Genomic DNA, 25,302 nt, shown 5'->3' with positions numbered 1-25,302 from the left:
ACGCTACGGGCCCTTGCGGACAGGTACTGTCCGCAAGGGCCCGGCGAGGAGGAACGAGTCGGGAGCGACGGCTCAGAAGGGGAATCCGCTGCGGCCGTGCTGCACCGAGATCCACTTCATCGTGGTGAAGGCGTCCAGCATCGCCTCGCCGTTCAGCCGGCCGTTGCCGGAGCTCTTCTCGCCGCCGAAGGGGACGATCGGCTCGTCGTGCACGGTGCCGTCGTTCACGTGGAACATGCCGGTGTCGATCCGCTTGGCGAAGTTGACCCCGCGCTCGATGTCCCCGGTGTGCACCGCGCCGCTCAGGCCGTACGGGGTGTCGTTGACGAGGCGTACGGCCTCCTCCTCGCCGTCGAACGGGACGAGGAAGGCGACCGGGCCGAAGACCTCCTGCCGGAGCAGGGCGGAGTCGGCGGGGAGGCCGGTGAGCACGGACGGCTCGACCAGGTTGTCGGTCCGGGCGCCGCGCACCAGGGCGGTCGCGCCCTCGGCGAGCGCCTGCTCCACGACCCCGGCCAGCGAGTCCGCCTGCTGGGAGTTGATCACCGGGCCGATGACGGTCCCGGGGTCGCGCGGGTCGCCGGCCTTGAGGGACTTGACCTTGGTGACGAACTTCTCGGTGAACTCGTCGGCCACCGCGCGGTCCACCAGCACCCGGTTGGCGGCCATGCAGACCTGGCCCTGGTGGACGTACCGGCTGAACACGGCCGCGTCGACCGCGTAGTCGACGTCGGCGTCGTCGAGGACCACCAGCGCGCTGTTGCCGCCGAGTTCGAGGATCGAGCGCTTGAAGAGGCGTGCGCAGACGGTGGCCACGTGGCGGCCGACCGCGTCGGAGCCGGTGAAGGAGATGACCTTCGGGACCGGGTGCTCGAGGAAGGCGTCGCCGATCTCCGCGATGTCGGTGACGACGACGTTCAGCAGACCGCCGGGCAGGCCCGCGTCCTCGAAGATCTTCGCGATCAGCGTCCCGCCGACGACGGGGGTGTTCTGGTGCGGCTTGAGCACCACGCCGTTGCCGAGCGCGAGCGCCGGGGCGACCGACTTCAGCGACAGCAGGAACGGGAAGTTGAACGGGCTGATCACGCCGACGACACCGACGGGCACGCGGTAGACGCGGTTCTCCTTGCCGTCCACCGGCGAGGGGATGATCCGGCCCTCGGGGCGCAGCGCCAGGTGCACCGACTCGCGCAGGAACTCCTTGGCGAGGTGGAGCTCGAAGGCCGCCTTCAGGCGCGTGCCGCCGAGTTCGGCGATGATCGCCTCGGTGATCTCGCCCTCGCGCTCCTCGACCAGGGCGAGCGCCTTCTCCAGCACCGCGCGGCGCGCGTACGGGTTGGTCGCCGCCCACTGCTTCTGCACGCGGGCCGCTGCCCGGTAGGCCTCGTCGACCTCGTCGACGGTGGCTATCGTGATCGACGCCAGTTTCTCGTCGTCGTACGGGTTGAAGTCGATGATGTCCCAGGAGCCGGTGCCCGGACGCCACTCACCGTCGATGTACTGCTGGGCCAGGTCGGTGAAGTACGACGACATGTGATCCCTCAACCCCTCAATCCCTCGCTGCCGAAGCGGGCCCACCCCGGATCGGCTCACACCCCGACCGCCGGGCGATCGGCATGCGACCGGCGTGCAATTGGCCGTGCGACCAGCGTGCAGTTGGTCGTGCGACCGGCGTGTGAGCGGCATACGACCGGCGTGCGACCGGTTCGGCCGCACGACCCGGTGCCGGTCCGCCCCACGAGCACCTGATCGACCGTCATCGTACTGGTGTTTCAGGAGAGTTGGAGGAGACCTCGCAGAAGATCCCGGCTCTCCGAAGGGCCCGGGCTGTCCTGCTGGAGCTCCTTGAGCGCCTTCTCGTACTGGGCGACGTCCTCGGCCTTGTCGAGGTACAGCGCGCTCGTCAGCTGCTCCATGTACACGACGTCCGAGAGGTCGGACTCGGGGAAGCTGAGGACGGTGAACGCCCCGGACTCACCGGAGTGGCCGCCGAGCCCGAACGGCATGACCTGCAGCCGGACGTTGGGCCGCTCGGAGATCTCGATCAGATGCTGGAGCTGCCCCTTCATCACCCCGCGGTCGCCGTACGGCCGACGCAGCGCGGCCTCGTCGAGCACCACGTGGAACTCGGGGGCGTTCTCCGCGACCAGGTACTTCTGCCGCTCCAGGCGCAGCGCCACCCGTCGTTCGACATCGGCCTCGCTCGCGCCCTGCATGCCGCGCCGGACCACCGCGCGCGCGTACTCCTCGGTCTGCAGCAGACCGTGCACGAACTGCACCTCGTACGCCCTGATCAGTGCGGCGGCACCCTCGAGGCCCACATAGGTGGGGAACCAGCTGGGCAGCACATCCGAGTAACTGTGCCACCAGCCCGCGACATTGGCCTCCTTGGCCAGGGAGAGCAGCGAGGCCCGCTCCTGCTCGTCCCCGATGCCGTACAGCGTCAGCAGGTCCTCGACGTCCCTGGCCTTGAAGCTCACCCGGCCCAACTCCATCCGGCTGATCTTCGATTCGGAGGCGCGGATCGAATAGCCCGCCGCCTCCCGCGTGATCCCCCGAGCCTCACGCAGTCGCCTGAGTTGTGATCCGAGCAGCATGCGCCGCACCACCGATCCCGGCTCTCCCGCGCTCACGTTCGCCAGCCTCCCCAACGTCTGCCAGGGGCCGAAGTCTGCCACTAAAACACTCCGAGCAGTACTCGCCCGGTTACGGAAATGGAACCGGGCGGAGGTTTCGAGCAGGGAGGAGGAGAAAGCAGGCCACGGAAGCGACAGGAGGGACACGAATATGGCGGAAAAATTGCCCAACAAGCGGTACGGCAGGGCCCATTTCGGTCAGCTGCACGTGCATCTGCCCTTGCATCTGCCGTACGCATCCGAAACCATGGCCTTCGCACCACCGCCGTATCGCTACGACCGCGAATCCCGGGAGTGCCTCGCATGGGGACGAATGGATCGACCATGCTCGAGCCGTTACGGCAGGGCCTTCCGCCGCTGGACCCCGCGGCCGTGTCCGACACCGCCTCCTGCTCCCTGCCCACCCGCTACGAAGCGGTCGGCGAGGCGCGGCAGTTCACCAGGAAGACCTGCGAGCAGTGGGACCTGGACGACCGTTTCGACGATGTGTGCCTGGTCGTCTCCGAACTGGTCACCAACGCCCTGCGGCACGGCCTGCCGGCCTGTGCGCCGCGACCGGCGGGCCAGGAGGCTCCGGTGCGGCTGCACCTGATGCGGTGGACCGGACGGCTGGTGTGCGCGGTGCGCGACCCCAGCCACGACAGCCCCGTCACCCGCGGGCCCGTCACCCGCGACGCGGACGACTTCTCCGCGGAGTCGGGCCGCGGACTGCTCCTGGTCGAGTCGTTCAGCGACAGCTGGGGCTGGCAGCCGATGCGGAGCGGACGCGGCAAGATCGTCTGGGCGCTGTTCCTGCTGCGGCCCCCCGGCAGGGAATGACGAAAGCGGCACCTTGGGGCGCCGCTTTTCTACGCGCGTCACGCGGAACTCAGGGGCTGCCGGGCGAAGCCGCCGCGGCGGGCGAGGCCCGTGCGGCGGACAAGGCCGGCACGGCAAGCGCCTTCGTCAGCCGGCGACCAAATGGTCGAACTCGCCGTCCTTGATACCGAGGAGCATCGCCTCGATCTCCGCCCGGGTGTAGACGAGCGCCGGCCCCTCGGGAAAGCGGGAGTTGCGCACCGCCACCTCGCCGCCCGGCAGCCGGGCGAACTCGACGCAGGAACCCTGCGAGTTGCTGTGCCGGCTCTTCTGCCAGGCCACACCGTTCAGCCCGGTGGCCGCCATGCCGTTGAACACGCGGGACGCGCCGGCGACGCCGTACACGTCGCCGTCGTACACATCACCGTCGTACACGTCGTGGTCCACAGGTCGCTCCCCGTTGTGCACTGGCTGGTGTTGCCATTGATGCAGTGGTCAACTGACCCGGATCATAGCTTTGTTCAAGTGCAAATGCATGGGCAGATGCACGTGCACGCGCGGTGTTCCCGCAGTTACAGCCCTGCGGCCCGACCTGCCGAACCCCGTGTGGATTGAGACGCATACGGGGGCCCGCTTGTTCCCTCGTCGCCTTCGCCTGTCCTACTCCACCCCCTTCAGTCCTGCAAGCGGTCTCTTTTCTTCGTCAACTTCCTTTCGCCATAGGGAAGCAGGGCTGTCGCCCGACCTTTTCCGACCACCCGCGCGAGTTGCCGCCGCGGCAGTGCGGCGGGGCCGCCCTCACCCTCGTGCCGCTCCCTGTTCCCTGTTCCCCGCTCCCGCTCCCCGCTCCCGTCACCTGTTTCCGTCACCGCGCGGTGACGGTGCGGCGCGAAGTGAGCCACCAGGGCTGGTGGGGTGCCGGGTACGTCCTGTTAGCTGTCTGCGGTCGTTGCGGCCGACATGGCCGGCTACAGGTAGGGGCTTGCGGTGACATCGGTGGATCAGGACGGTACGGAGGCGTCGGCGGGCTCGGGAACGGTTTCGGTGAGGGCTTCAAAAACGGCGGCGTCCGTGTCGCGCTCCTGGCGCACCGTGTCACGTCGGCGCATACGGCTCGCGGTCGCGGCCACGGGGCTGGCCGGCGCGCTCGTCCTCACCGGGTGCGGCAGTGACAGCGACTCCGGCGACGACTCCACGCCATCCGCTGAGCCGTCCGCCTCGGCCAGTGCCGATCCCGACGGCGGCACCGGAGGCACCGGTGGGACGGACGGTCCGGACGGTCCGGACGGTCCGGACACGAGCAACGCCCCGGCGGGCGAACTGGAGGGCAGCTGGCTCACCACGGTCGACGGCAAGGCCGTGGCGCTGATGTTCACCGGGGAGCAGGCGGCCCTCTTCGCCACGGGCGGCACCGTGTGCAGCGGCACCGCACAGGAGGATGCCGGAACCTCGACGATCAGCCTCCGATGCGCGAGGGGCGACGAGGACCGGGCGAGCGGCACGGTCGACTCGGTGAGCGGGTCCACCCTGAAGGTCACCTGGGAGGGCTCCCTCGGCACCGAGACGTACACGAAGGCCGAGGGCGGCAGAATGCCGTCGGGGCTTCCGACCGCGGGGCTGGGATCGTAGGGCCTGCTCCTACCGTGAGGACACCGGCCCTCCGGCTGCACGGAGGGGGGTCCCCAGATGTGATGATCTGTGGGCCGCTCCACGACCCCAGGGGAATCCTCATGCGCGCCACGCCGATCACCGTCACCGCTGTCACCGCCCTCCTCCTGCTGACCGCCTGCGGCGGCGAGGGCGGTGGTGACGGGGCGAAGGACGACGCGAAGCAGGAGAGCGGGGCCTGCACGAGCGCGACGGTGAGCATGGAAGCCGGGCCCGCGAGCGAGGCGCCGGCCGCCGGTGACGCCGGCGAGGTCCCCGTGAACCTCGTCAACCAGGGTGCCGCCTGCGTTCTGGACGGCTTTCCCGAGGCGAGCCTGGTGGCCGGGGACGACCTCGTCACGCTGACCCCGGTCGAGGGCGCGACGGCACAGAAGCTGACCCTGGCCGAGGGCGAGTCGGTCTCCTTCACGATCACCTACGTGCGCGGGCCGGAGGGCGCGGGCGAGAGCCTGGACGCCAAGACCGTGCAGATCGGCCTCCCCGGCGACTCCGCCACCCAGGACGTCCCCTGGTCGTACGGTCCGGTGGCGGTCAAGGAAAATACCGAGGCCGCGGCCGACGCCTCCGTGAGCGCCTTCCAGCGGACGGGCGACTGACCGGCGGACGGGCGGGCGACCGGCGGGCGACCGACCAGCCTGCAAACGGGCGACCGAGCCGTCTGGCGGCCTTCCGGCAAGGCTGCCCACGACCTCAGCCTGCCCCCGCGCGGAGGACGGCCCACACCCCACCACCCGCGCGGGGCCTGGCGATGCGCGCCCACCACCCGCGCGGACTCCGGACCGCGCGGGTCGCGGGGTGTCGCGGGGTGCGGCTCCGGTTCAGCCGAGCCGCCGGCGGGCTTCGACCTGGGCGTTGTCCGCCGCCCGAGCGCCTTCCTCCCAGCCCGCCACGTCGCTCACCCCGCGCAGCCGGGTGGTCGTCGTCTCCGGGAACAGGCGGTCCAGCCGCTCGGTGACCGCGACGTCGCGGGAGGCGAGCACCGGGAGCAGGTCGTCGCTCAGCCCGCTCGCCCGCCCTTCGGCGGCAGCCGCGAGACGTGCGCCCACGCGGTGGGCGTAGGCCGCGAGGAAGGACTGCCGGAAGGTCTTGGTCCGCTTGCGTCCACCCGCCTTCTGGGCCGCCTCCGCCTTCGTCATGGCCGTACCGGCCTGCACGAGCAGTGAGGTGTAGAGAAGTTCGACCGCTTCCAGGTCGGCGTCGAAGCCGACCACGGTGGAGAAGCCGAGGGGCTCGTTCCACACGGCCCGGCAGTGGTTCGCGTCGGCGATCGCGTCGAGCAGGACGGCCTTGGTCTGCTCGTACGGCGCTTCCACCCCGATCCGGCACGCACCCGGCACCGTCGCCGTGTGCGTCCGTACCGCGAGCAGGGCCTCGTCGACGCTGTGCCGCGCCATCAGCTCCTGCGCCTTGGCGGTGAGCGCCTCCGCCTCCTCCGGGAATCCGGTCGCCTCCGCCTTGGCCAGCAGCGCGCGGATACGGCCGAGCATGCGGGACTCCGGACGCCGGTCCCGCGCGCCCGGACCCGTCGCGCCGGCAGCCTCGGCCGCCGCCTCGTCGAGGGATTCGAGTGCGGGCAGGCGCAGCAGCAGCCGGTACAGCTCCAGTACGGCCGTGGCGTGCGAGAAGCGATCGGTGCGGGGCGCGGGCGCGGCGCCGGGTTCGCCGGGGGCGCCGAGAGCGTCGAGCTGGGCGGTCCAACGGGGCCCTCTGGGCCGGTCGTGCGGCGCCTGCGCGCGGATCAGCCCCGTGACGAGCCGTAGGTGTACGTCGCCCAGTTCACGCCGGACGATCCGTGCGACGTCGGCGGGCTGCCAGCCGCGCCGCCAGGCGTTCGCCACGAACTCCTCGCCCCGCCGGGCGAGTTCGGCGTCCGCCGCCGGATCGACGGCGAGCAGGGACGCGCCGGTGTCGAGGGCGTCCTCGGTGGTGGCGTACAGGGCGGCCCGGAAGGCGCGATCGACGGTGCTGGACGTACTCACGGGCCGATCGTGCCATGTCGCCGGAATTCACTCACAAGTGTCAACTCACGGTTGACACCCCTTCACTGTCAACCTACCGTTGACACATGACGACGAATCCCGGCATCAAGTCATCCGTACGTCTCGACGACCTCATCGCGGCCATCAAGAAGGTCCACGAGGAACCCCTCCAGCAGCTTCAGGACGCGGTGCTCGCGGGTGAGCACCTCGGCGACGTGGCGGACCACCTGATCGGCCACTTCGTGGACCAGGCCCGGCGCTCGGGTGCCTCCTGGACGGACATCGGCAAGAGCATGGGCGTCACCCGGCAGGCGGCCCAGAAGCGTTTCGTGCCCAAGGAGTCGGCCGCCCTCGACCCGAACGAGGGCTTCAACCGCTACACGCCCCGCGCCCGCGCCGTGGTGATGGCCGCGCACAACGAGTCCAAGGCCGCGCGCAACGCCGAGGGTCTGCCCGAGCACCTGGTCCTCGGCCTGCTGGCCGAGCCGGGCGGCCTGGCCGCGAAGGCGATCACCGAACAGGGCGTCACCCTGGGCGCGGTCCGCGCGGCCGCCGTCGCGGCCCTCCCGCCGGCCGTCGAGGACGCCCCCGAGCTGGTGCCGTACGGCCCGGCGGCCAAGAAGGTCCTGGAACTCACCTTCCGCGAGGCCCTCCGCCTCGGCCACAACTACGTCGGCACCGAGCACCTCCTGCTCGCCCTCCTGGAGCACGAGAACGGCAAGGGCGTCCTCAGCGGCCTCGGCGTCGACAAGACGGCCACCGAGCGGTACGTCGCCGAGTTGCTGGCGCAGGTCGTGGAGACGCGGCAGGAGGAAGACCGGGAGAAGGAGGACGGCCGGGAGAAGGAGGACGGCGACAGCGAGCAGAAGTCCTCGCCGGAGAGCTGATCCGGGCCGTTGCCGGGCCCCGTTGCGCCGGGCCCCGTTGTCGGGCCCGCCGTCGGACTCATTGCCGGGTCCACTGTCGGGCCCGGTCTCGAACCCCGCTCCCGAGTCCGCTCCCGGCCCCGCTGTCAGACCCCCCTGTCACACTCACCTCATGGCCGACCGGTGGGCGCTCTCTTTGGCCGAGGACGGTGGCGTCGATGTCGTCCCCCTCGGTCCGGACGGGCTGCCCGCCGCTCCGGTGCGGCGGGAGGCGGATCCGGCCGAGGCCGTGCGGAGCCGTCCCGGTGTCACCCGGTGGGTGTGGCGGTCCACCGCCGAGGCCCATCCGCGCCTGCTCGCCACGGGGGTGCGAGTGGAGCGGTGCTACGACATCGAGGCCGCCGAGACCCTCCTGCTCGGCCACGAAGGGCGGCACGGGCAGCCCCGTTCGGCCGCGGCCGCCCTGGCTCGGCTCCGGGGCGGCCCCGTACCGCCCGACCCGCCGCAGCGCTCAGCCGAGCCGGGCGCGCAGTCGCCCCTCTTCGAACACCGGGACGCCCACGTCCCACTGGCGGACCTCCTCGCGGTCTACGCCGAACAGCAGCGCCGGATCGAGGCCACCGCGCACCCGGACCGGATGCGGCTGCTGGTGGCCGCCGAGTCGGCCGGGATGCTCGTCGCCGCCGAGATGAACCGGGCGGGGGTGCCCTGGCGGGCGGACGTGCACCGCGCGGTGCTGCACGACCTGCTCGGCGAGCGGTACGCGGGCGGCGGCGAGCCCCGCAGACTCGCCGAGCTCGCCGACGAGGTGTCCGCCGCCTTCGGCCGCAGGGTCCGGCCCGACCTGCCCGCCGACGTCGTCAAGGCGTTCGCGCAGGCCGGGATCAAGGTCTCCTCGACCCGCCGATGGGAACTCGAGTCCCTCGACCATCCGGCGGTGAAACCGCTGATCGAGTACAAGAAGCTGTACCGCATCCGGGTCGCCCACGGCTGGTCCTGGCTCCAGGACTGGGTGCGCGACGGCCGCTTCCGGCCCGAGTTCCTGGCGGGCGGGACGGTGACCGGACGCTGGGTGACCAACGGCGGGGGCGCGCTGCAGATCCCCAAGGTGATCCGCCGCGCGGTCGTCGCCGACCCGGGCTGGCGGCTCGTCGTCGCCGACGCCGACCAGATGGAGCCGCGCGTCCTCGCGGCGATCTCCCGCGACCCAGGGCTGATGGAGGTGGCCGGCCGGGAGACCGACCTCTACCAGTCGGTGTCCGACCGCGCCTTCTCCGGCGACCGCGCGCAGGCGAAACTCGCCGTCCTCGGCGCGGTCTACGGCCAGACGTCCGGCGACGGCCTGAAGAACCTCGCCGCCCTCAGACGCCGCTTCCCCCGGGCCGTGGCCTATGTCGACGAGGCCGCCCGCGCCGGCGAGGAAGGCCGGCTCGTACGGACCTGGCTCGGCCGCACCTGCCCGCCCGCGGCCCGCACGACGGACGACGCGGTGGAGGAGGCCGGCATCCCGCTCACGGAGGAGGAACCCGACGCCGCCCGGCAGTGGGCGCCTGGCCACACCTCGACCGACGCCCGCGCGCGAGGCCGTTTCACCCGCAACTTCGTCGTCCAGGGCAGCGCCGCCGACTGGACCCTGTTGCTGCTCGCCGCGCTGCGGCGGACCTTGACGGACATGGCGGCCGAGCTGGTCTTCTTCCAGCACGACGAAGTGATCGTGCACTGCCCGAAAGAGGAAGCCGAGACGGTGGCGGAGGCGATCCGGGAGGCGGCGGAGCTGGCCGGACGGCTGACGTTCGGCCCGACCCCGGTGCGGTTCCCGTTCACGACGGCGGTGGTGGAGTGCTACGCGGACGCCAAGTGACCCCGGAGACCGGACCCCCCGGCACGCTCGGGGAATTCTGCCCGCGCCCCGTGGGCAACAGCGCCAAGGCACGCACCGGAAAGCCCGGCATGTCCCCCTACGTCGAAGCCCTCATCCAGCGCCAACTCGAACGCGACCGGCTGCGCGAACTCATCGAAGACGCGGAGACCGAGCACGGGCCGGTGGATCAGGCAGCGGTCGAGGCCAAGCGGGTGCTCCTGCGCGGTGACACGGCCGGCTCGGCGGACGCCGTGTGAGCGGCACCCTCATCCTGGACTGCGAAAGCCTGTCCGCACTCGTACGCCGCACACCCGAACTCACCGAATGGCTGACTGCAGCCGAGGCGGAGGACATCCGCGTCATCATCAGCTCGGTCACCCTCGTCGAAGCCCGCGACCCCAAGACCAACCAGGCCCGCTTCGACTACGCCGCCTCCCGCGTGAACATCGTCCCGCCCGCCGAAGCCATCGCCCGCCACGCGAACGGACTCCTCGCCGCAGCGGGCCTCCACGGCCACGAATACGCCCTCGACGCCCTCGTGGCCGCCACCGCACACGCCTCACCCGCCCCCGTGACCGTCCTGACGTCGGACCCCGAAGACCTTCACATGCTGTGCGGCCCCGGCATCCGTGTGATCAAGATCTGACACCGTACGATTCCGGCCCGTCCTCGCCCTCCGGCTCACTGTCGCTCCGCCCGGCCCTTCTCCGATCATGGTCTGGCGCTGACCAGCCCGGCGCCGCAGTCATCCGTTCCGCAGCGACCTCAGCCATGCCAGGTCCGCCGCGGCCTGGCGCCGGACTGTCTGCTCACGGGTGAACAGCTCCTGGGTCTTCGTCAGTACCAGCGTGTACGGGCGCCCCTGTCCCCTGGTCCGGTGGAGCACCGGCAGCTCGGCCGAGTCGATTCCGGAGTGCACGTGGCGTCGGCCCTCCTTCGCCAGCGGCCATTCGAGCACCTTCCGTGACCGGGAGCCGAGGAACTCACCAAGGACATCGCACAGTCCGCAGCCACACCCGGCCCATGCCACCGACCAGTCGTCGGTGGCGCGTGGCGGCCCCTCGCACATCGTGCGGAGCCGGTCCGCGCAGTCCCGCGCGAGCGCGTCGAGCCCCACCCGACCCCACTCGGCCGGTGTGCTCTCCTCCGCGGCGCGGCGCAGTACCGGCATCAGGCACTCGAGCACCGTGTCACCGCGTTCGCGCAGGGAAGCCAGAATGGTGTCCCGCAGTTCCTCGTCGGCCGCCGCCAGGAGGTGTCGCAGCGGCAGGGCCAGCTGCTCCAACTGTGCACGGCGGATCTCGGCCGGACCGGTCGTGGTCCACAGCCGCAAACCCCTGTCGACCGTTGCCCAGACCCCGGCGGGCAGCAGCCGCACCGCCGTCGCCTCCCCATGGGCGCGCAGCGCCGTACACAGCGGGGGCAGCCGCTCGGTCCACTGATACCGCTGCGGTGGGTGGTGGCGCTCCGATGCGAACCAGTCGTCGACGACCCGCCGCATCCACCCTGTTCCGTACCGCGCCGCCGCCTCGGCGAGTGGACCCGCGAGCTCCGGGGCGAGCGCGTCCACCTGGAACGGCTCCAGCAGCATGGCCGCGGTCTCGGCCGCGTCCAGGCCCACGGCCACCCGCAACGCGCACTCCAGCAGATCGGGTTGCGGGCTGGTGTGCCTCCAGAATGGCGCGAGGGACCGGGCGTGGTCGCGCGCCCGGTCCACGTCGCCCCGCGTGATGCCGGCGCGCAGTTCCTCCAGGGCCCACCGCGATCCGGCCTCGCCACGGGCGGCGAAGGCCCGCTCACGCGGCCACACGACGACCGCGGCCCGCCGGTACCACCGCTCCAGCGTGTTGCCGTAGTTCCCCATGTAGCCCTCGTACTGGGAGTCGTAGGGCGTCAGATCCGTGCTCGCGGTACTCGCGCACACCTCGTAGTCGTGAACCTGCAACGAGATCTGCTCACCGCCGGCGCCGTCCGGACCGGTCCACCAGCCCAGGGTGATCTCGTCGTCGATCAGCTCCTGCAGGACGTAGTCCGTGTCCGTGGCGCCGCTCTCCTCCTCATCGTCCTCGTCATCCTCGTCGTACCCGTAGTCGTCCCAGGGATCTTCCCCTTCGGGACAGGCGTCCCAGGTCTCCTTCACCTCTGCCAGCGCGAGCACCGATTCACACCCGGCCTGCCCGGCGGCGGCGCGCAGCAGAGCGGCACGTCCCGCATCCGCGCCCTTGAGCCGCTCCCAGTTCAGACTCCGCTGGGTGTACTCGTGATCGAGCAGGTAGACGAGGCGAGTCGGCGGATCCAGCTCGTGGCTGCTGTAACGCGGCTCGGCAGGTGAGCCGAAGTGCCGGTCCAGACTGTGTGCCAGCTCTGCCAGCGGCCCGGACACCTGCTCCGAAGTCTCCTGCTTCGAAAACTCCTGCTTCGAAAACTCCTGCTTCGAAGACTCCTGCTCTGCGAGCAGGTTGAAGGTGAGCGTCACCCGGTACCCGGACCGGACCGGGGTGACCTCGTGACGGCAGTCGGCGTAGAAGGCGACGAGGGTCAGATCCGTCTTCGAGGCGCGGTACGCGCACTTGTGCCCTGCGTGCTCGACGACCAGTTCTCCCCCCGTGTGCGCCGACGGCAGGGAGAGCACCAGCGTGCCCACCATGGCGTCGTCCTTCTCCGAATCCTGATGCGGAAGGAAGAACTGGCCCTTGCCGTACACCAGCATCGCGTGCGGTTCGGCCCGCAGCCGGGTCGCCGCCGGGAGCCCTAGAGCGTCCCGGAAGTCCTCCAGCGCACCGCTCAGCAGCGACGGCCAGGCAGGACCGGCAAGGCTGAACCGATCCGGCGAGATCTGCCAGGTGTCACGCACCCCGGTGTCGCTCAGCGTCTCCTCACCCCGCCCGAACAACGCCGGCCGTGCCACCGAGATCAGCCGCTTCACCTGGGGCGCCCGCAGCGGCAGGCGCACCGGCCCGACTCCGGCCACCTCAAGGTCCAGCCCGGCCACAGGCGCCTCCAGCCGGGCACTGAAAGCCCCCGCCGCCTTCGCCCCGTTGAGCAGCCCGGCCAGCCTTTCCCTCGGTGTCACCATCACACACCCGCCCTCCGACCCTGCGACCCCTTCGTTCTCGGCCCGATCCTACGAATCCGACGGCGCCGCCGGGGCCGTACCCGTGGATGGGCCCCGAACGAGGGATCACATCCAGGTCCCGTGAGATGAACCGCAGCGTCTGACGCTAGTCTGCACAGCCGTGAGCGAGTACCAGTACTACGAGTTCCAGGCCATCGACCGGCCGTTGGCCAAGGACGAGCTCGAGCAGGTGCGGGCCCTGTCGAGCCGGGCCCGGATCAGCGCGACGCACTTCGTCAACGAGTACCACTACGGCAACTTCCGCGGCGACGAGCGCAAACTGATGGAGCGGCTCTACGACGCCCACCTGTACTTCGCCAACTGGGGCTCGCGGCGCCTGATGCTGCGCCTGCCCACCACGCTGCTGCCCGCTCGCAGCGCCGAACCGTACTGCATGGAAGGCGCCTTGAGCTGTTGGACCAGGAAAGGTCACCTGCTGCTCGACTTCGCCCACGAGACCGAGGACGGCGGCGAATGGGACTTCGAGACCTCCTTCACCCTCGCCTCGTTCACCACCCTGCGCACCGAACTCGCCGGGGGCGACCTGCGTCCCCTCTATCTGGCCTGGCTCTCCGCACTCACCCGCTGGGAGCTGGAGGAGGACGTCGACGAGGACGAGTACACCTCTGCCATCGAGCCGCCCGTACCCGCCGGCCTCGCCCATCTCACCGGCCCTCAGCAGGCCTTGGCGGACTTCCTGCGCATCGACCCGCACCTGCTGACCGCTGCTGCCCGCGCCGGCGGCACCGCTCCTTCGCAGGCGATCGACAAGGACGCTCTCGCCGCCTGGATCCGCGCCCTGCCACAACGTGAGAAGGACGCCCTGCTGCTGGACGCCGCGCTGGGCACCGCCCCACAGCCGGGCCCCGCGCTGCTGGCCCGCCACCGCGCCGTGTCCCGGGGTGCGGCAGAACCGTCCACCGCCACCCGGCGACGCTCGGCCGCGGAACTCCTCGACGCCGCCCATGAGGTGCGCAGCGAGCACACCCGGCAGCGGGAGCAGGCCCTTGCCCAGGCCCGCCGAGCGGAACAGCGGGGTCGTGAGAGCCATCTGGACCGCCTGGCCGAGAACACCGAGCAAGCCTGGCAGGACATCACCCACCTGATCGGGCAGAAGCAGCCCGGCCCCTACGCCGCCGCCGTCACCCTCTTGAAAGATCTCCGCGAGGTCCACGACCGGGCGGGCACCCCCGAGGAGTTCGCCCGGCGCCTGCACGACCTGCGCGAGCGGCACCGAGGCAAGTCCTCACTGATGCGGCGCTTCACCGACGCCGGGCTGACGGCCGGCTGAGGCACGCTCAGATGCGGTCGCGCGGGCCCTCGGCCAGGAGACGGAGGGTGGCGAGAGCGGCCGATGGCGGACAGGGAGATCAGGGCGCCGATGGACCGTTCCCGCTCGTCGAGGTAACCGAGTTCGCGGCCGGTGTGCCAGAACCTCCACAGCAGCCGCTCGGTGTCCTTCGCCTCCATCGCGGTGCCGTCGCCGTAGGTGAAGCCTGCAGCAAACGCCGGATGTACAGCATCACGCAGGTCCTCGCGCAGCCGGCCGGGGCTCCGTCCACAGCGCGCACAGGGCGGGCTCGGCCACCTGCCGCTCAGCCGCAGTGGTACCGAGCCAGGCCGGTGCGGGTAGCGGACGAAAGCGGCTGCCACGAGCTCCCGCGGCAGGCAGCCGGCCTGGATCAGGGTGACGCCGTCACCGATCTGCTCCAGCAAAAAAGCAAAAGCCCCAGGTCACGGCGAGTGAGTCCTAGGGCTTTCACAGAGCCGCCTTCGGGATTCGAACCCGAGACCTACGCATTACGAGTGCGTTGCTCTGGCCATCTGAGCTAAGGCGGCGCACGCTACCGGCACCATGATGCGGTCAGCGACGACGGTAATTCTACACAGTTTCGGATGGTGCTTCGCACCTGCCCCGGAGGCGGGCGCGGGGGCCTGCCTCCGGGGTGGGCGTACCCGCTATGAGCAGCGCTTTCCGTCTGCGGGCGGGGTGCCGTCGACGAGGTAGGTGTTGATCGCGGAGTCGATGCAGTCGCTGCCCCGGCCGTAGGCGGTGTGGCCGTCGCCCTCATAGGTGAGGAGGCGGGCCGAGGCGAGCTGGCCGGCCAGGGCCTGTGCCCAGCGGTAGGGGGTCGCGGGGTCGCGCGTGGTGCCGACGACGACGATCGGCGCCGCGCCCTCGGCCTCGATGCGCTGGGGCTCACCCGTGGCGGCGACGGGCCAGTACGTGCAGTTCAGGGCGGCCCAGGCGAAGCCCTCACCGAAGACCGGGGACGCCTTCTCGAAGTCGGGGAGCGCGTCCCTCACCTGGTCCGGGGAGTCGAAGGCGGGCGGGAGGTCCAGGCAGTTCACGGCGGCGTTGGCGAACATCAGGTTGGCGTACTCGCCGTCGGCGTCGCGTTCGTAATAGCTGTCGGAGAGGGCGAGGAGTCCGGCGCCGTTGTTCTCCTTCATCGCCGCCGTCAGGGCCTTGCGCAGGAGCGGCCAGGCGCCCTCGTCGTACATCGCGGCGATCACGCCGATGGTGGCCAGCGACTCGGTGAGCTCACGGCCGTCGGCGTCACCGGTGGGGATCGGCTGGGCGTCGGTCTTGGCGAAGAACTCCTTCAGGTTCCTGCCGGCCTCTTCGGGGCTGGTGTTCTTGCCGCCGAGCGGGCAGTCGCTCTGCCGTACGCAGTCCTTCGCGAAGGCCGTGAACGCCGTGTCGAAGCCCGCCGTCTGCTCGATGTTGAGCTGCCGCGCGGACAGGGAGGGGTCCAGGGCGCCGTCCAGCACCAGCCGGCCCGTCCGGTCCGGGAACAGCCCCGCGTACGTCGCCCCCAGGAATGTCCCGTAGGAGGCGCCGACGAAGTTCAGCTTCTCGTCGCCCAGGGCCGCCCGCACGATGTCCATGTCCCGGGCCGCCTCGATGGTGGACACGTGGCGCAGCAGCTTCGGCGCGTCCGTCCCGCAGCCCTCGGCGAACTTCCGGTACGCGGCGACCAGCGTGTCCGCCTCCCTCGCGTCGTCCGGCGTGAAGTCCGTCTGCGTGTACGCGTCCATCTCGGGGCCGTCCAGGCATTCGACGGGCTCGCTGCGGGCCACGCCCCGCGGGTCCACGGCCACCATGTCGTAGCGGGCGCGCACCTCCTTCGGATAGCCGATGCCCGCGTACGCCTGGAGGTAGTCGATCGCCGACCCGCCCGGTCCGCCGGGGTTGACCAGCAGGGAGCCCAGCCGCTCCCCCGGACCCGTGGCCTTCTTGCGGGACACGGCGAGGCGGATGTCGCCGGCGGACGGGTCCGCGTAGTCGAGCGGGGCCTTCAGCGTGGCGCACTGGAAGCCGGGCACTCCGCAGTCGCGCCAGGACGGCTTCTGCTCGTAGTACGGCGTGAGCGCCTTGGGCGTGGAGCGGGGCAGGGCGGCCAGCACCGCCTCCGCTTCCTCCTTCGTCGCCGAGCTCGTGGAACTCGTGGTGCTCGTCGTGCTTCCGGAGGAGCAGCCGGAGACCAGGAGCGCGGCGGCGGCGAGCAGCGTGGCTCCGGTACGGGTCCTGCGGAGGGGGCGCCTTGTGTACATGCTGCGAGCGTAACTCTGCGCGATGGGGTGAGTGCGGTGTGTGCGTGTCGTGCGTTGTGCGAGTCGCGATTTTCGGGCTGCGGGATGCGGTTTCCGGATGCGGTTTCCGGATGCGGTTTTTGGATGCGGATGCGGGATTTCGGCTTCGGCTTCGGCTTCGGCTTCGGCTTCGGCTTCGGCTTCGGCTTCGGCTTCGGCTTCGGCTTCGGCTTCGGCTTCGGCTTCGGCTTCGGCTTCGGCTTCGGCTTCGGGATCAGCCTGCTCTGAGGGCCATCGTCATCGCCTCCACTGCCAGGAGCGGGGTCACGTTGCGGTCGAGGGCGTCGCGGCAGGCGGCGATGGCCTCGAGGCGGCGGAGCGTGGATTCGGGGGAGTTGCCCCGGGCCAGGCGCTCCAGGGCGTCCTCCGCGTCCGCGTTGGCGATGGCCACGCGGGAGCCGAGCTGGAGGGCGAGGACGTCACGGTAGAAGCCGGTGAGGTCGGTCAGGGCCATGTCGAGGCTGTCCCGCTGGGTACGCGTTCTGCGGCGTTTCTGCATGTCCTCCAGGTCCTTGACCACGCCCGCGGTGCCGCGCGGCAGCCGACCGCCCTGCACCGCGCCGAGTGCCGCCTTCAGCTCGTCGGTCTCCTTGGTGTCCCTCTGCTCGGCCAGCTGTTTGGCGTCCTCGGCGGCGGCGTCGACGAGTTCCTGGGCCGCCCTGAGCGCGCTCCCGATGTCCTCGACGCGCAGCGGCAGCTTCAGTACGGCGGCACGGCGCTCACGGGCGGCCGGGTCGGTGGCCAGCCGGCGGGCCCGGTCGACGTGCCCCTGGGTGGCGCGGGCCGCGGCCGCGGCGACGTCAGGCTCGATGCCCTCACGGCGTACGAGCAGGTCGGCAACGGCGTCCACGGAGGGCGTGCTCAGGTTGAGGTGGCGGCAGCGGGAGCGGATCGTCGGCAGGACGTCCTCGACGGAGGGGGCGCAGAGCAGCCAGACCGTGCGGGGCGCGGGCTCCTCGACGGCCTTGAGGACGGCGTTGGCGGAACTCTCGTTCAGCCGCTCGGCGTCCTCGACGAGGATCACCTGCCAGCGGCCGTTCGCCGGTGCGGTGAACGACTTGCGGACGGTGTCACGCATGTCGCGCACCAGGATCATCGCGCCGACGGCGGCGATCGTGCTCACGTCGGCGTGGGTACCGATCAGAGCGGTGTGGCAGCCGTCGCAGAATCCGCAGCCCGGGGACCCGCCGAGCGCGCGGTCGGGGCTCACGCACTGCAACGCGGCGGCGAAGGCGCGCGCCGCCTGGTTGCGCCCCGCGCCGGGCGGCCCGGTGAACAGCCACGCGTGGGTCATCTTCGACGCCGTCGGCGGTGGGGCGCCGGCCGTCGCGGCCGTGACGAGGGCGTCGGCGTCCCGCGCGGCGGCGGCGAGCTGGTCGCTCACCCGATGCTGCCCGACCAGGTCGTCCCACACGGTCATGGGTCACGCCGCCCTTCCGTCATCTTCGTCATGTCCGCCACGTTCGCCACGTTCGCCACTCATTGTCCACTGACTGATTCTGATGACTGATTCCCATGGCTGGATCTCTTGCCCGAAACCATTGTGGGGGTGACCACTGACAGTTCCGGACCAGTTCCGGACCAGTTCCGGGTCGGTCGCGGGCCAGTCGCGGGGCCGGCCCGGGACCGAACCGGGGAACGGCGCTGGGCGGGGGCCGTCGTTCTGCCCCCGCCCAGCATCGGCACCTCGGTGGACCGCCGCTCGTGTCAGCGGCGCCGTCCCTTGCCCTTGCCCCGGCCACCCTCGTCGGGTTCACCCGGTTCGCCCTGCTCGTCGTCGCGCGAGCCCAGCAGTTCGTCCGCCAGGGTCGGCAGGTCGTCCAGCGGGGTCTCCTCGGCCCAGTCCGAGCGCTGCCTGCGTCGGTCCGGCATGTTCTCGAGGTCGACCCGGGGCAGCTCGCGCGTACTGACCACCTCGTCGTCCTGGGTGATCGCGGGGAGCACCGCCGTCTCCTCCGTGGCACTCGGCGGCGGCACGGCCGGCAGTACCTCGGTCTCGTCGGCCGCCCCCGGCGCAACCGACACCTGCGGCAGCTCGGTCGTCACCTCGGCCTCGGACGGCTGGGAGGGCCTGGTCCAGCCGGACCGCCCCTCGCTCCCGCCCCGCGCGGAGTCACGCCCGCCCTTGCGGAACCGACCCGAGGACTCGCCGGAGCCCGGCCCGTCCCCTCCGGCCGCGTCGTCCGTCACCTTGGGCAGCACCGCCGTCTCGTCCGCCGCAGCCGAACCACCAGACGCGTCCGAACCGCCAGACACGTCCGGCCTGCTCGGCACAGCCGATCCGCTCGACGCGTCCGACCCACGTGCCGCGCCGGCCCAGCTCACCGTGGTGGGCCCCGCCTCCGCCGCGGCCGCGGCCAGTTCCGCGAGGCGTCGGGCCTCCTCGGCCCGCCGCAGTGCCTCCTCGGCCTTGCGCTGCTTCTCCAGGCGCAGTGCCTCGGCCTCGGCGCGCAGCCGCTCCTCCTCCGCGGCCTCCTTGCGGCGGCGCTCCTCCTCCGCCTTGCGGCGGGCTTCCGCCTCCGCGCGCGCCTTCTCCTCGGCGAGGAGCCGCTGCCGCTCCTCCTCGGCACGGCGGGCGGCCTCCTCAGCACGCTGCCGGGCCTCCTCCGCCTGCCGTTCGGCCTCGCGCCGCTGCGCCTCCTCCAGCTCGCGCCGCTTGCGCTCCTCCTCCTCGGCACGCAGCCGCGCCAGCTGCTCCTGGCGCTCGCGCTCCAGTCGCTCCTCCTCGGCCTTGCGCGCCGCTTCCTCCTCCGCCTTGCGGCGGGCCTCCTCCTCGGCCTTGCGCCGGGCTTCCTCGATGGCCTCGATCTCGGCCTCGGAGAGCGGCAGCACCTGGTCGAGCCGGTGCCGGACGACCGTACCGACCGCGTCCGGTTCCTGACCGGCGTCGACGACCAGGTACCGGCCGGGGTCGGCCGCGGCCAGGGTGAGGAAACCGGCCCGCACGCGCGCGTGGAACTCGGCGGGCTCCGACTCCAGCCGGTCCGGCGCCTCGGTGAACCGCTCGCGCGCGGTCTCCGGCGCCACGTCGAGGAGCACGGTGAGGTGCGGTACGAGGCCGTCGGTGGCCCAGCGGTTGATGCGGGCGATCTCGGTGGGCGACAGGTCGCGCCCGGCACCCTGGTAGGCCACCGAGGAGTCGATGTACCGGTCGGAGATGACGACCGCGCCGCGCTCCAGGGCGGGCCGTACGACCGTGTCGATGTGCTCGGCGCGGTCCGCCGCGTACAACAGGGCCTCCGCGCGGTGGGACAGTCCGGCGCTCGAGACGTCCAGCAGGATCGACCGCAGCCGCTTGCCGACCGGCGTCGCTCCCGGCTCACGCGTGAGCACGACTTCGTGTCCCTTGTCCCGGATCCACTCGGCGAGTGCCTCGGCCTGGGTGGACTTCCCGGCCCCGTCGCCGCCTTCCAGGGCGATGAAGAAGCCGGTGCCCGCCATTGCGGGCTCGGGGTCGTCGCCGCCGAGCAGCGCGTCCCGGAGGTCGTGGCGCAGCGGCACCCCGGAACGGTCGTCGGCCTTGGCCAGGACGAGCGCGGCCACCGGCAGCAGCAGCGCGCCCACCAGCATCAGCGTGAACGCGGCACCGCCGTGCGCGAAGACGAACCGGCCGCTCTCCAGCCGGTGCGGTCCGATGCCCGCGGCCACGAGCGGGGCGATCACCGCGCCGAGGGCCACGAAGAGGCGGACGACCGCGTGCAGGTGCTCCGTCGTACGGGCCCGCCGCGCCTCCTCGGTCTCCTGGTCGAGCAGGGTGTGCCCGGTGTTGGCCGCCGTGCCCGCGCCGACACCGGCCAGCGCGGCGATCAGCAGCACGCTGGTGACGTCGGGTACGAGTCCGGCGGCGAGCAGCGCGACGCCGGTGCAGGCGAGGGCCAGCGCGAGCAGCCGGCGTCGCGACAGCGACGGCAGCAGGGCCGGCGCGGTCCGTATGCCGACGACGACACCGCCGGTCAGCGCGGCCACCAGCAGGCCGTACAGCACGGGCCCGCCGCCCAGGTCCTTGGCGTGCAGCACGAACACCGCGACGGCGGCCGACACCGCGGCGGCCACGGAAGCGGAGGCGAGCACCAGCAGCGGCATGGCGCCGGTGCGGCCCTTGTCCGAACCGGAACCGGCGGTGCTCTTCGGGCGGCGCAGCCCCTCCAGCGGCGACCGGGCGCGCGGGGTGCGCGTACCGGGCAGTTCGAGGAACGTCACCATGGACAGCGAGGCGGCGAACAGTCCGGCCGCGACATACGAGGCGAGCGCCGCCTGGTGCTGCTCGAACCAGTCGATGCCCGTACCCAGCAGGTTGTTGAGGAGTCCCGCGGCGACGAGGGTGAGGGCCGCGGCCGGCACCGCCACGAAGCTCGTGCGCAGCGACAGGCGGCGCAGCGCGTCCATGTGGTCCGGCAGCGGGCGCACCGTCGCGCCCTCCGGGGGAGGGGCGGGCAGCAGCGCGGGCGCCGCGCTCTCGCGGCAGACCGTCCAGAACCGCTCGGCGACCGATGTCACGAAGGCGGTGACGAGGATCAGGGCGAGCGCGTCGTCGGGCGTCCAGTCGATCCACAGCGGCGCGACGATGAGCAGGGCCGCCCGCAGTCCGTCCGCGGCGATCATGGTCCAGCGGCGGTCCAGCGGGCCGCCCGGGGAGGTGAGCGACGTGAGCGGGCCGAGGAGGACGGCGCCGAACAGCAGCGTCGCGAGGATCCGCACCCCGAAAACGGTCGCCACTGCGAACGCCGCGCCCCGGGAGCCGCCGCCGAACGATTCTTCGGCGATCGACGCCTGGAGAGCGAGGAGCACCAGCACCAGGAGGGCGAGGACGTCGCCGACACCCCCTACGAGCTGCGCGCTCCAGAGGCGTTTCAGTTGCGGGCGACGCAGCAGGGCACGGACCGCGCGCTCGCGGGAGTCCGCGACCAAGGCGTCGTCGGGGGCCGTTTGAGGGGCCGTTGGCGGCTCGGATCGCGTCATGCGTTCAGCCTATCGGCCCGTGCCGACACCTCGGGGCTCCACCCTGGCATGTACACGTCCCGACACCGAAGTATTGCCGTGACGTTCGCATTCCAAACCCTCGCGAAGATCCACATCGAGGAACGGGCAGGTCCGGAGGGTTCCGCGAGAACTTCGCCGGAGTTCCCGGAGCCCCGAGGGCCCCGGGGACCCCGGGGACCCCGGGAACTCCCACGCCGTCATCAGGATCCTGAAGATCCCTCAGTCCTCAGTCCTCGGCGCCGGTCCCGTTCGAGGCGGCCGTCGCCTTCTTGGCGGCGGCGGCCTTCGTCGCAGTGGCCGTGGACGCCGTCGTCGTCTTCGCGGCGGTCGCGGTCTTCTTCGCCGCGGTCTTCTTGGCGGCCGCCGTCTTCTTCGCCGGAGCCTTCTTGGCGGCCGTCTTCTTGGCGGCCGACTTGGCCGGGGCCTTCTTGGCCGTCTTCTTGGCGGGTCCCTTGGCACGCTTCTCGGCGAGCAGCTCGAACCCGCGCTCCTGGGTGATCGTCTCGACGCTGTCGTCGGAACGCAGGGTCGCGTTGGTCTCGCCGTCGGTGACGTACGGGCCGAAGCGGCCGTCCTTCACCACGACCGGCTTGCCGCTGACCGGGTCCTCGCCCAGCTCCTTCAGCGGCGGCTTGGCCGCGGCCCGGCCACGCTGCTTGGGCTGGGCGTAGATCGCCAGCGCCTCCTCCAGCGTGATCGTGAAGAGCTGCTCCTCGGACTGCAGCGACCGCGAGTCGGTGCCCTTCTTCAGATACGGCCCGTACCGGCCGTTCTGCGCGGTGATCTCCACGCCCTCGGCGTCGGTGCCGACCACGCGCGGCAGCGACATCAGCTTCAGCGCGTCCTCGAGCGTCACCGTGTCCAGGGACATCGACTTGAAGAGGGAGGCCGTGCGCGGCTTGACCGCGTTCTTGCCGGTCTTCGGGGTGCCCTCGGGAAGGATCTCCGTGACGTACGGGCCGTAGCGGCCGTCCTTGGCGACGATCGGGTGGCCCGTCGCCGAGTCGGTGCCCAGCTCGAAGTCACCGCTCGGCTTGGCGAGCAGCTCCTCGGCGAACTCCACCGTCAGCTCGTCGGGTGCCAGTTCCTCGGGGACGTCGGCGCGCTGGTGGTTCTCGGAGTCCTTCTCGCCGCGCTCGATGTACGGGCCGTAGCGCCCGACCCGCAGCACGATGCCGTCGCCCACCGGGAACGACGACACCTCGCGCGCGTCGATCGCGCCCAGGTCGGTCACCAGTTCCTTGAGGCCGCCGAGGTGGTCCCCGTCACCGTTGCCCGCCTCGGCCGCACCGCTGCCGCCCGCAGGGAAGTCGCTGTCGGGGGCCCTCTCGCCGAAGTAGAACCGCCTGAGCCACGGCACGGACCGCGCCTCGCCGCGCGCGATGCGGTCGAGGTCGTCCTCCATGCGGGCGGTGAAGTCGTAGTCGACGAGCCGGCCGAAGTGCTTCTCCAGCAGGTTGACGACGGCGAAGGAGAGGAAGGACGGCACGAGGGCCGTGCCCTTCTTGAACACGTATCCGCGGTCGAGGATCGTGCCGATGATCGACGCGTACGTCGAGGGGCGGCCGATCTCCCGCTCCTCCAGCTCCTTGACCAGCGACGCCTCGGTGTAGCGGGCCGGGGGCTTGGTGGCGTGGCCGTCGGCCGTGATCTCCTCGGCGGTGAGGGCCTCGCCCTCGGACACCTGCGGCAGCCGGCGCTCGCGGTCGTCGAGTTCGGCGTTCGGGTCGTCCGCGCCCTCGACGTAGGCCTTCAGGAAGCCGTGGAAGGTGATGGTCTTGCCGGACGCGGTGAACTCGACGTCCCGTCCGTCGGCCGCCGTGCCACCGATCTTCACAGTGACGGAGTTGCCGGTGGCGTCCTTCATCTGGGAGGCGACGGTCCGCTTCCAGATCAGCTCGTAGAGCCGGAACTGGTCGCCGGTCAGACCGGTTTCGGCAGGGGTGCGGAAGCGGTCGCCGGAGGGGCGGATCGCCTCGTGCGCCTCCTGCGCGTTCTTCACCTTCCCGGCGTAGGTGCGCGGCTGCGGCGGCAGGTAGTCGGCGCCGTACAACTGCGTGACCTGGGCGCGGGCGGCGGTGATCGCCGTCCCGCTCAGCGTCGTCGAGTCCGTACGCATATAGGTGATGTAGCCGTTCTCGTACAGCTTCTGCGCGATCTGCATCGTGGGCTTCGCGCCGAAGCCGAGCTTGCGGCTCGCCTCCTGCTGCAGCGTCGTCGTACGGAACGGGGCGTACGGCGAGCGGCGGTACGGCTTGGACTCGACGGACCGCACGGAGAACCGGGTGTTCTCCAGGGCGGCGGCCAGGGCGCGGGCGTTCGCCTCGTCGAGCTGGAGGGTGTTCGCGTTCTTCAGCCGGCCCAGGGAGTCGAAGTCGCGGCCCTGCGCGACGCGCCTGCCGTCGACGGTCTGCAGGCGGGCGAGCAACGAGGACGGGTCGGAGGCGCCCGCCCGTCGCCCACCGCCACCCTCGAACGAAGTCGCTTCGCTCCCCTCGAATTCGGCACGGCCCGTGGAAAAGGTGCCGGTCAGGTCCCAGTACTCGGCGGAGCGGAACGCGATGCGCTCGCGTTCCCGCTCGACGACGAGCCGGGTGGCGACGGACTGGACCCGGCCGGCGGACAGCCGGGGCATGACCTTCTTCCACAGAACCGGCGAGACCTCGTAGCCGTAGAGGCGGTCGAGGATGCGGCGGGTCTCCTGGGCGTCGACCAGCTTCTGGTTGAGCTCGCGCGGGTTGGCCACGGCCGCGCGGATCGCGTCCTTGGTGATCTCGTGGAAGACCATCCGCTTGACCGGGATCTTCGGCTTGAGCACTTCCTGCAGGTGCCAGGCGATGGCCTCGCCCTCGCGGTCCTCATCGGTGGCGAGGAAGAGTTCGTCGGATTCCTTCAGCAGGTCCTTGAGCTTCTTGACCTGGGCCCGCTTGTCTGCGTTGACCACATAGATCGGCTGGAAGTCATGGTCGACGTCCACACCGAGACGGCGGACCTCACCGGTGTACTTCTCGGGCACCTCCGCGGCGCCGCTGGGAAGGTCGCGAATATGCCCGACGCTCGCCTCGACGATGTAGCCAGGGCCGAGATAGCCCTTGATCGTCTTCGCTTTGGCAGGCGACTCGACGATGACGAGTCGGCGGCCGCCCTTCGCGGTCTCGCTGGTCGGGGACAACTTCGCTCTTCTCTCCGGATCGACGCTGGGGCCTCCCCGGGCTGTCGTCCCGGGGTCGGGTCTGTACTCACGGTTTGTGACGCTGCGGAGTGTGACGGTACATCCCGCCCCCGTGTCAAACGGGAAAAGCCCGCAACGGCCACTCGAACGGTAACCCGACTTGCACCGTTCCTGCCGCCCGGACTGTCCAGACCCTGCCCGCCCCTATGCGGAGCGAGACCTCCCGATTGCCGGGATCCCCTGCTCGCCCGCGATGCTCAGAGCCAGGTGAAACACCACACCCCGGCGACGAGGGAGACCAGCGAGACGAGGCTCGCGACGGTGACCGAGGCGACCGGGCTCACCCCCTGGGCCACGGGGCGATGCCGCCGGACGCTGGTCGCGATCCAGGCCAACAGTCCGCCCCCGAACAGGCAGAACACCATCCCCGCGAAGATCGCCGGTCCGTTCTCCATGGTCTCCCGAGCCCTTCTTCCCGGCCGCTGATGCCGGGTCCGGGGTGAGGCTGGCACGCGCGAGCGGCGGGAAGGCGAACCGGAAGTGAACGCGGGGACCACGTGGACGGGTGCGACGGCGACCGGCCCTCGGCGAGGTGTCCGAAACAACTCGAAACTTGGCGAACCCATCACC

General features: G+C 71.3%; 19 protein-coding genes and 1 tRNA gene. 9 read left to right on the top strand and 11 right to left on the bottom strand.

All coding sequences use genetic code 11. The features are described from left to right. Nucleotides 1–72: 72 nt before the first annotated feature. Both V4Y04_RS20495 and V4Y04_RS20490 read right to left on the bottom strand, forming a co-directional pair. Nucleotides 73–1,533: an aldehyde dehydrogenase family protein gene (locus V4Y04_RS20495; RefSeq protein WP_332432932.1), complete on the bottom strand. Its 1,461-nt coding sequence runs from the start codon at nt 1,531–1,533 to the stop codon at nt 73–75. A 239-nt stretch (nt 1,534–1,772) separates the two neighbouring features. Further along, nucleotides 1,773–2,597 (bottom strand): helix-turn-helix domain-containing protein, encoded by an 825-nt coding sequence (locus tag V4Y04_RS20490; RefSeq protein WP_332432931.1) that lies wholly within the window; start codon nt 2,595–2,597, stop codon nt 1,773–1,775. A gap of 363 nt (nt 2,598–2,960) precedes the next feature. On the opposite strand from V4Y04_RS20490, the gene V4Y04_RS20485 reads away from it, so the two are divergent. Beyond that, complete coding sequence (locus V4Y04_RS20485; RefSeq protein ID WP_332429641.1) at nt 2,961–3,455, top strand: ATP-binding protein; 495 nt, start codon at nt 2,961–2,963, stop codon at nt 3,453–3,455. Nucleotides 3,456–3,581: 126 nt separating this feature from the next. Here the strand turns inward: V4Y04_RS20485 and V4Y04_RS20480 are convergent, their stop codons facing one another. Beyond that, nucleotides 3,582–3,881, bottom strand: a complete 300-nt coding sequence (locus tag V4Y04_RS20480; RefSeq protein ID WP_388438688.1) for a DUF397 domain-containing protein — start codon at nt 3,879–3,881, stop codon at nt 3,582–3,584. Between the two features lie 624 nt (nt 3,882–4,505). Here V4Y04_RS20480 and V4Y04_RS20475 point away from each other — a divergent pair. Both V4Y04_RS20475 and V4Y04_RS20470 read left to right on the top strand, forming a co-directional pair. Beyond that, nucleotides 4,506–5,063, top strand: a complete 558-nt coding sequence (locus tag V4Y04_RS20475) for a hypothetical protein (RefSeq protein ID WP_332429640.1) — start codon at nt 4,506–4,508, stop codon at nt 5,061–5,063. Between the two features lie 101 nt (nt 5,064–5,164). Continuing rightward, complete coding sequence (locus V4Y04_RS20470) at nt 5,165–5,698, top strand: DUF4232 domain-containing protein (RefSeq protein ID WP_332429639.1); 534 nt, start codon at nt 5,165–5,167, stop codon at nt 5,696–5,698. A 222-nt stretch (nt 5,699–5,920) separates the two neighbouring features. Here the strand turns inward: V4Y04_RS20470 and V4Y04_RS20465 are convergent, their stop codons facing one another. Further along, a complete protein-coding gene (locus V4Y04_RS20465) occupies nt 5,921–7,081 on the bottom strand; it encodes a DUF2786 domain-containing protein (RefSeq protein ID WP_332429638.1) in 1,161 nt (386 codons plus the stop codon). A gap of 86 nt (nt 7,082–7,167) precedes the next feature. Here V4Y04_RS20465 and V4Y04_RS20460 point away from each other — a divergent pair, with 86 nt between their 5' ends. The 4 genes from V4Y04_RS20460 (at nt 7,168) to V4Y04_RS20445 (ending at nt 10,454) form a co-directional block, all read left to right on the top strand. Next, nucleotides 7,168–7,968, top strand: a complete 801-nt coding sequence (locus V4Y04_RS20460) for a Clp protease N-terminal domain-containing protein (protein ID WP_332429637.1) — start codon at nt 7,168–7,170, stop codon at nt 7,966–7,968. Between the two features lie 151 nt (nt 7,969–8,119). Next, nucleotides 8,120–9,808 carry a bifunctional 3'-5' exonuclease/DNA polymerase gene (locus V4Y04_RS20455; protein ID WP_332429636.1) on the top strand — a complete coding sequence of 563 codons (1,689 nt, stop codon included), beginning with the start codon at nt 8,120–8,122 and terminating at the stop codon, nt 9,806–9,808. Then, the gene (locus tag V4Y04_RS20450) at nt 9,805–10,065 is read left to right on the top strand and encodes a hypothetical protein (protein ID WP_332429635.1); all 261 of its coding nucleotides are present in this window, start codon (nt 9,805–9,807) and stop codon (nt 10,063–10,065) included. The genes V4Y04_RS20455 and V4Y04_RS20450 overlap by 4 nt, the downstream gene beginning before the upstream one ends. Further along, a complete protein-coding gene (locus tag V4Y04_RS20445) occupies nt 10,062–10,454 on the top strand; it encodes a type II toxin-antitoxin system VapC family toxin (protein WP_332429634.1) in 393 nt (130 codons plus the stop codon). The genes V4Y04_RS20450 and V4Y04_RS20445 overlap by 4 nt, the downstream gene beginning before the upstream one ends. A 99-nt stretch (nt 10,455–10,553) precedes the next feature. Here the strand turns inward: V4Y04_RS20445 and V4Y04_RS20440 are convergent, their stop codons facing one another. Beyond that, nucleotides 10,554–12,884, bottom strand: a complete 2,331-nt coding sequence (locus V4Y04_RS20440; protein ID WP_332429633.1) for a 2OG-Fe(II) oxygenase — start codon at nt 12,882–12,884, stop codon at nt 10,554–10,556. A gap of 160 nt (nt 12,885–13,044) precedes the next feature. On the opposite strand from V4Y04_RS20440, the gene V4Y04_RS20435 reads away from it, so the two are divergent. Then, the gene (locus tag V4Y04_RS20435) at nt 13,045–14,214 is read left to right on the top strand and encodes a hypothetical protein (protein ID WP_332429632.1); all 1,170 of its coding nucleotides are present in this window, start codon (nt 13,045–13,047) and stop codon (nt 14,212–14,214) included. 474 nt (nt 14,215–14,688) lie between these two features. On the opposite strand, the gene V4Y04_RS20430 is transcribed toward V4Y04_RS20435, so the two are convergent. Continuing rightward, a tRNA-Thr gene (locus V4Y04_RS20430) sits at nt 14,689–14,762 on the bottom strand. 120 nt (nt 14,763–14,882) lie between these two features. After that, nucleotides 14,883–16,481, bottom strand: coding sequence for an alpha/beta hydrolase (locus V4Y04_RS20425; RefSeq protein ID WP_332429631.1), 1,599 nt, complete (start codon nt 16,479–16,481; stop codon nt 14,883–14,885). 123 nt (nt 16,482–16,604) lie between these two features. Here V4Y04_RS20425 and V4Y04_RS20420 point away from each other — a divergent pair, with 123 nt between their 5' ends. Beyond that, nucleotides 16,605–16,748, top strand: a complete 144-nt coding sequence (locus tag V4Y04_RS20420; RefSeq protein ID WP_332429630.1) for a hypothetical protein — start codon at nt 16,605–16,607, stop codon at nt 16,746–16,748. Here V4Y04_RS20420 and V4Y04_RS20415 read toward each other — a convergent pair. The 4 genes from V4Y04_RS20415 to V4Y04_RS20400 all read right to left on the bottom strand — a co-directional run bounded on the left by V4Y04_RS20415 (nt 16,735) and on the right by V4Y04_RS20400 (nt 25,127). Continuing rightward, a complete protein-coding gene (locus V4Y04_RS20415; protein WP_332429629.1) occupies nt 16,735–17,940 on the bottom strand; it encodes a DNA polymerase III subunit delta' in 1,206 nt (401 codons plus the stop codon). The genes V4Y04_RS20420 and V4Y04_RS20415 overlap by 14 nt on opposite strands. Nucleotides 17,941–18,227: 287 nt before the next feature. Further along, the gene (gene tmk, locus V4Y04_RS20410) at nt 18,228–21,479 is read right to left on the bottom strand and encodes a dTMP kinase (RefSeq protein WP_332429628.1); all 3,252 of its coding nucleotides are present in this window, start codon (nt 21,477–21,479) and stop codon (nt 18,228–18,230) included. A 247-nt stretch (nt 21,480–21,726) separates the two neighbouring features. Beyond that, nucleotides 21,727–24,672, bottom strand: coding sequence for a type I DNA topoisomerase (gene topA, locus V4Y04_RS20405; RefSeq protein ID WP_332429627.1), 2,946 nt, complete (start codon nt 24,670–24,672; stop codon nt 21,727–21,729). 257 nt (nt 24,673–24,929) lie between these two features. After that, nucleotides 24,930–25,127 (bottom strand): hypothetical protein, encoded by a 198-nt coding sequence (locus V4Y04_RS20400; RefSeq protein ID WP_332429626.1) that lies wholly within the window; start codon nt 25,125–25,127, stop codon nt 24,930–24,932. Nucleotides 25,128–25,302 lie beyond the last annotated feature (175 nt).

Origin of the sequence: Streptomyces sp. P9-A2, assembly GCF_036634175.1 — a bacterium.
GTDB classification, from domain to species: domain Bacteria; phylum Actinomycetota; class Actinomycetes; order Streptomycetales; family Streptomycetaceae; genus Streptomyces; species Streptomyces pratens.
This window is presented reverse-complemented; position numbering and strand designations above follow the sequence as displayed.

Bases quoted from the DNA above. Each gene is read 5' to 3' on its own strand.
- V4Y04_RS20495 (WP_332432932.1), bottom strand. From the start codon at position 1,533: ATGTCGTCGTACTTCACCGACCTGGCCCAGCAGTACATCGACGGTGAG.
- V4Y04_RS20490 (WP_332432931.1), bottom strand. From the start codon at position 2,597: ATGCTGCTCGGATCACAACTCAGGCGACTGCGTGAGGCTCGGGGGATC.
- V4Y04_RS20485 (WP_332429641.1), top strand. From the start codon at position 2,961: ATGCTCGAGCCGTTACGGCAGGGCCTTCCGCCGCTGGACCCCGCGGCC.
- V4Y04_RS20470 (WP_332429639.1), top strand. From the start codon at position 5,165: ATGCGCGCCACGCCGATCACCGTCACCGCTGTCACCGCCCTCCTCCTG.
- V4Y04_RS20460 (WP_332429637.1), top strand. From the start codon at position 7,168: ATGACGACGAATCCCGGCATCAAGTCATCCGTACGTCTCGACGACCTC.
- V4Y04_RS20455 (WP_332429636.1), top strand. From the start codon at position 8,120: ATGGCCGACCGGTGGGCGCTCTCTTTGGCCGAGGACGGTGGCGTCGAT.
- V4Y04_RS20440 (WP_332429633.1), bottom strand. From the start codon at position 12,884: ATGGTGACACCGAGGGAAAGGCTGGCCGGGCTGCTCAACGGGGCGAAG.
- V4Y04_RS20425 (WP_332429631.1), bottom strand. From the start codon at position 16,481: ATGTACACAAGGCGCCCCCTCCGCAGGACCCGTACCGGAGCCACGCTG.
- V4Y04_RS20420 (WP_332429630.1), top strand. From the start codon at position 16,605: ATGCGGATGCGGGATTTCGGCTTCGGCTTCGGCTTCGGCTTCGGCTTC.
- V4Y04_RS20415 (WP_332429629.1), bottom strand. From the start codon at position 17,940: ATGACCGTGTGGGACGACCTGGTCGGGCAGCATCGGGTGAGCGACCAG.
- tmk (WP_332429628.1), bottom strand. From the start codon at position 21,479: ATGACGCGATCCGAGCCGCCAACGGCCCCTCAAACGGCCCCCGACGAC.
- V4Y04_RS20400 (WP_332429626.1), bottom strand. From the start codon at position 25,127: ATGGAGAACGGACCGGCGATCTTCGCGGGGATGGTGTTCTGCCTGTTC.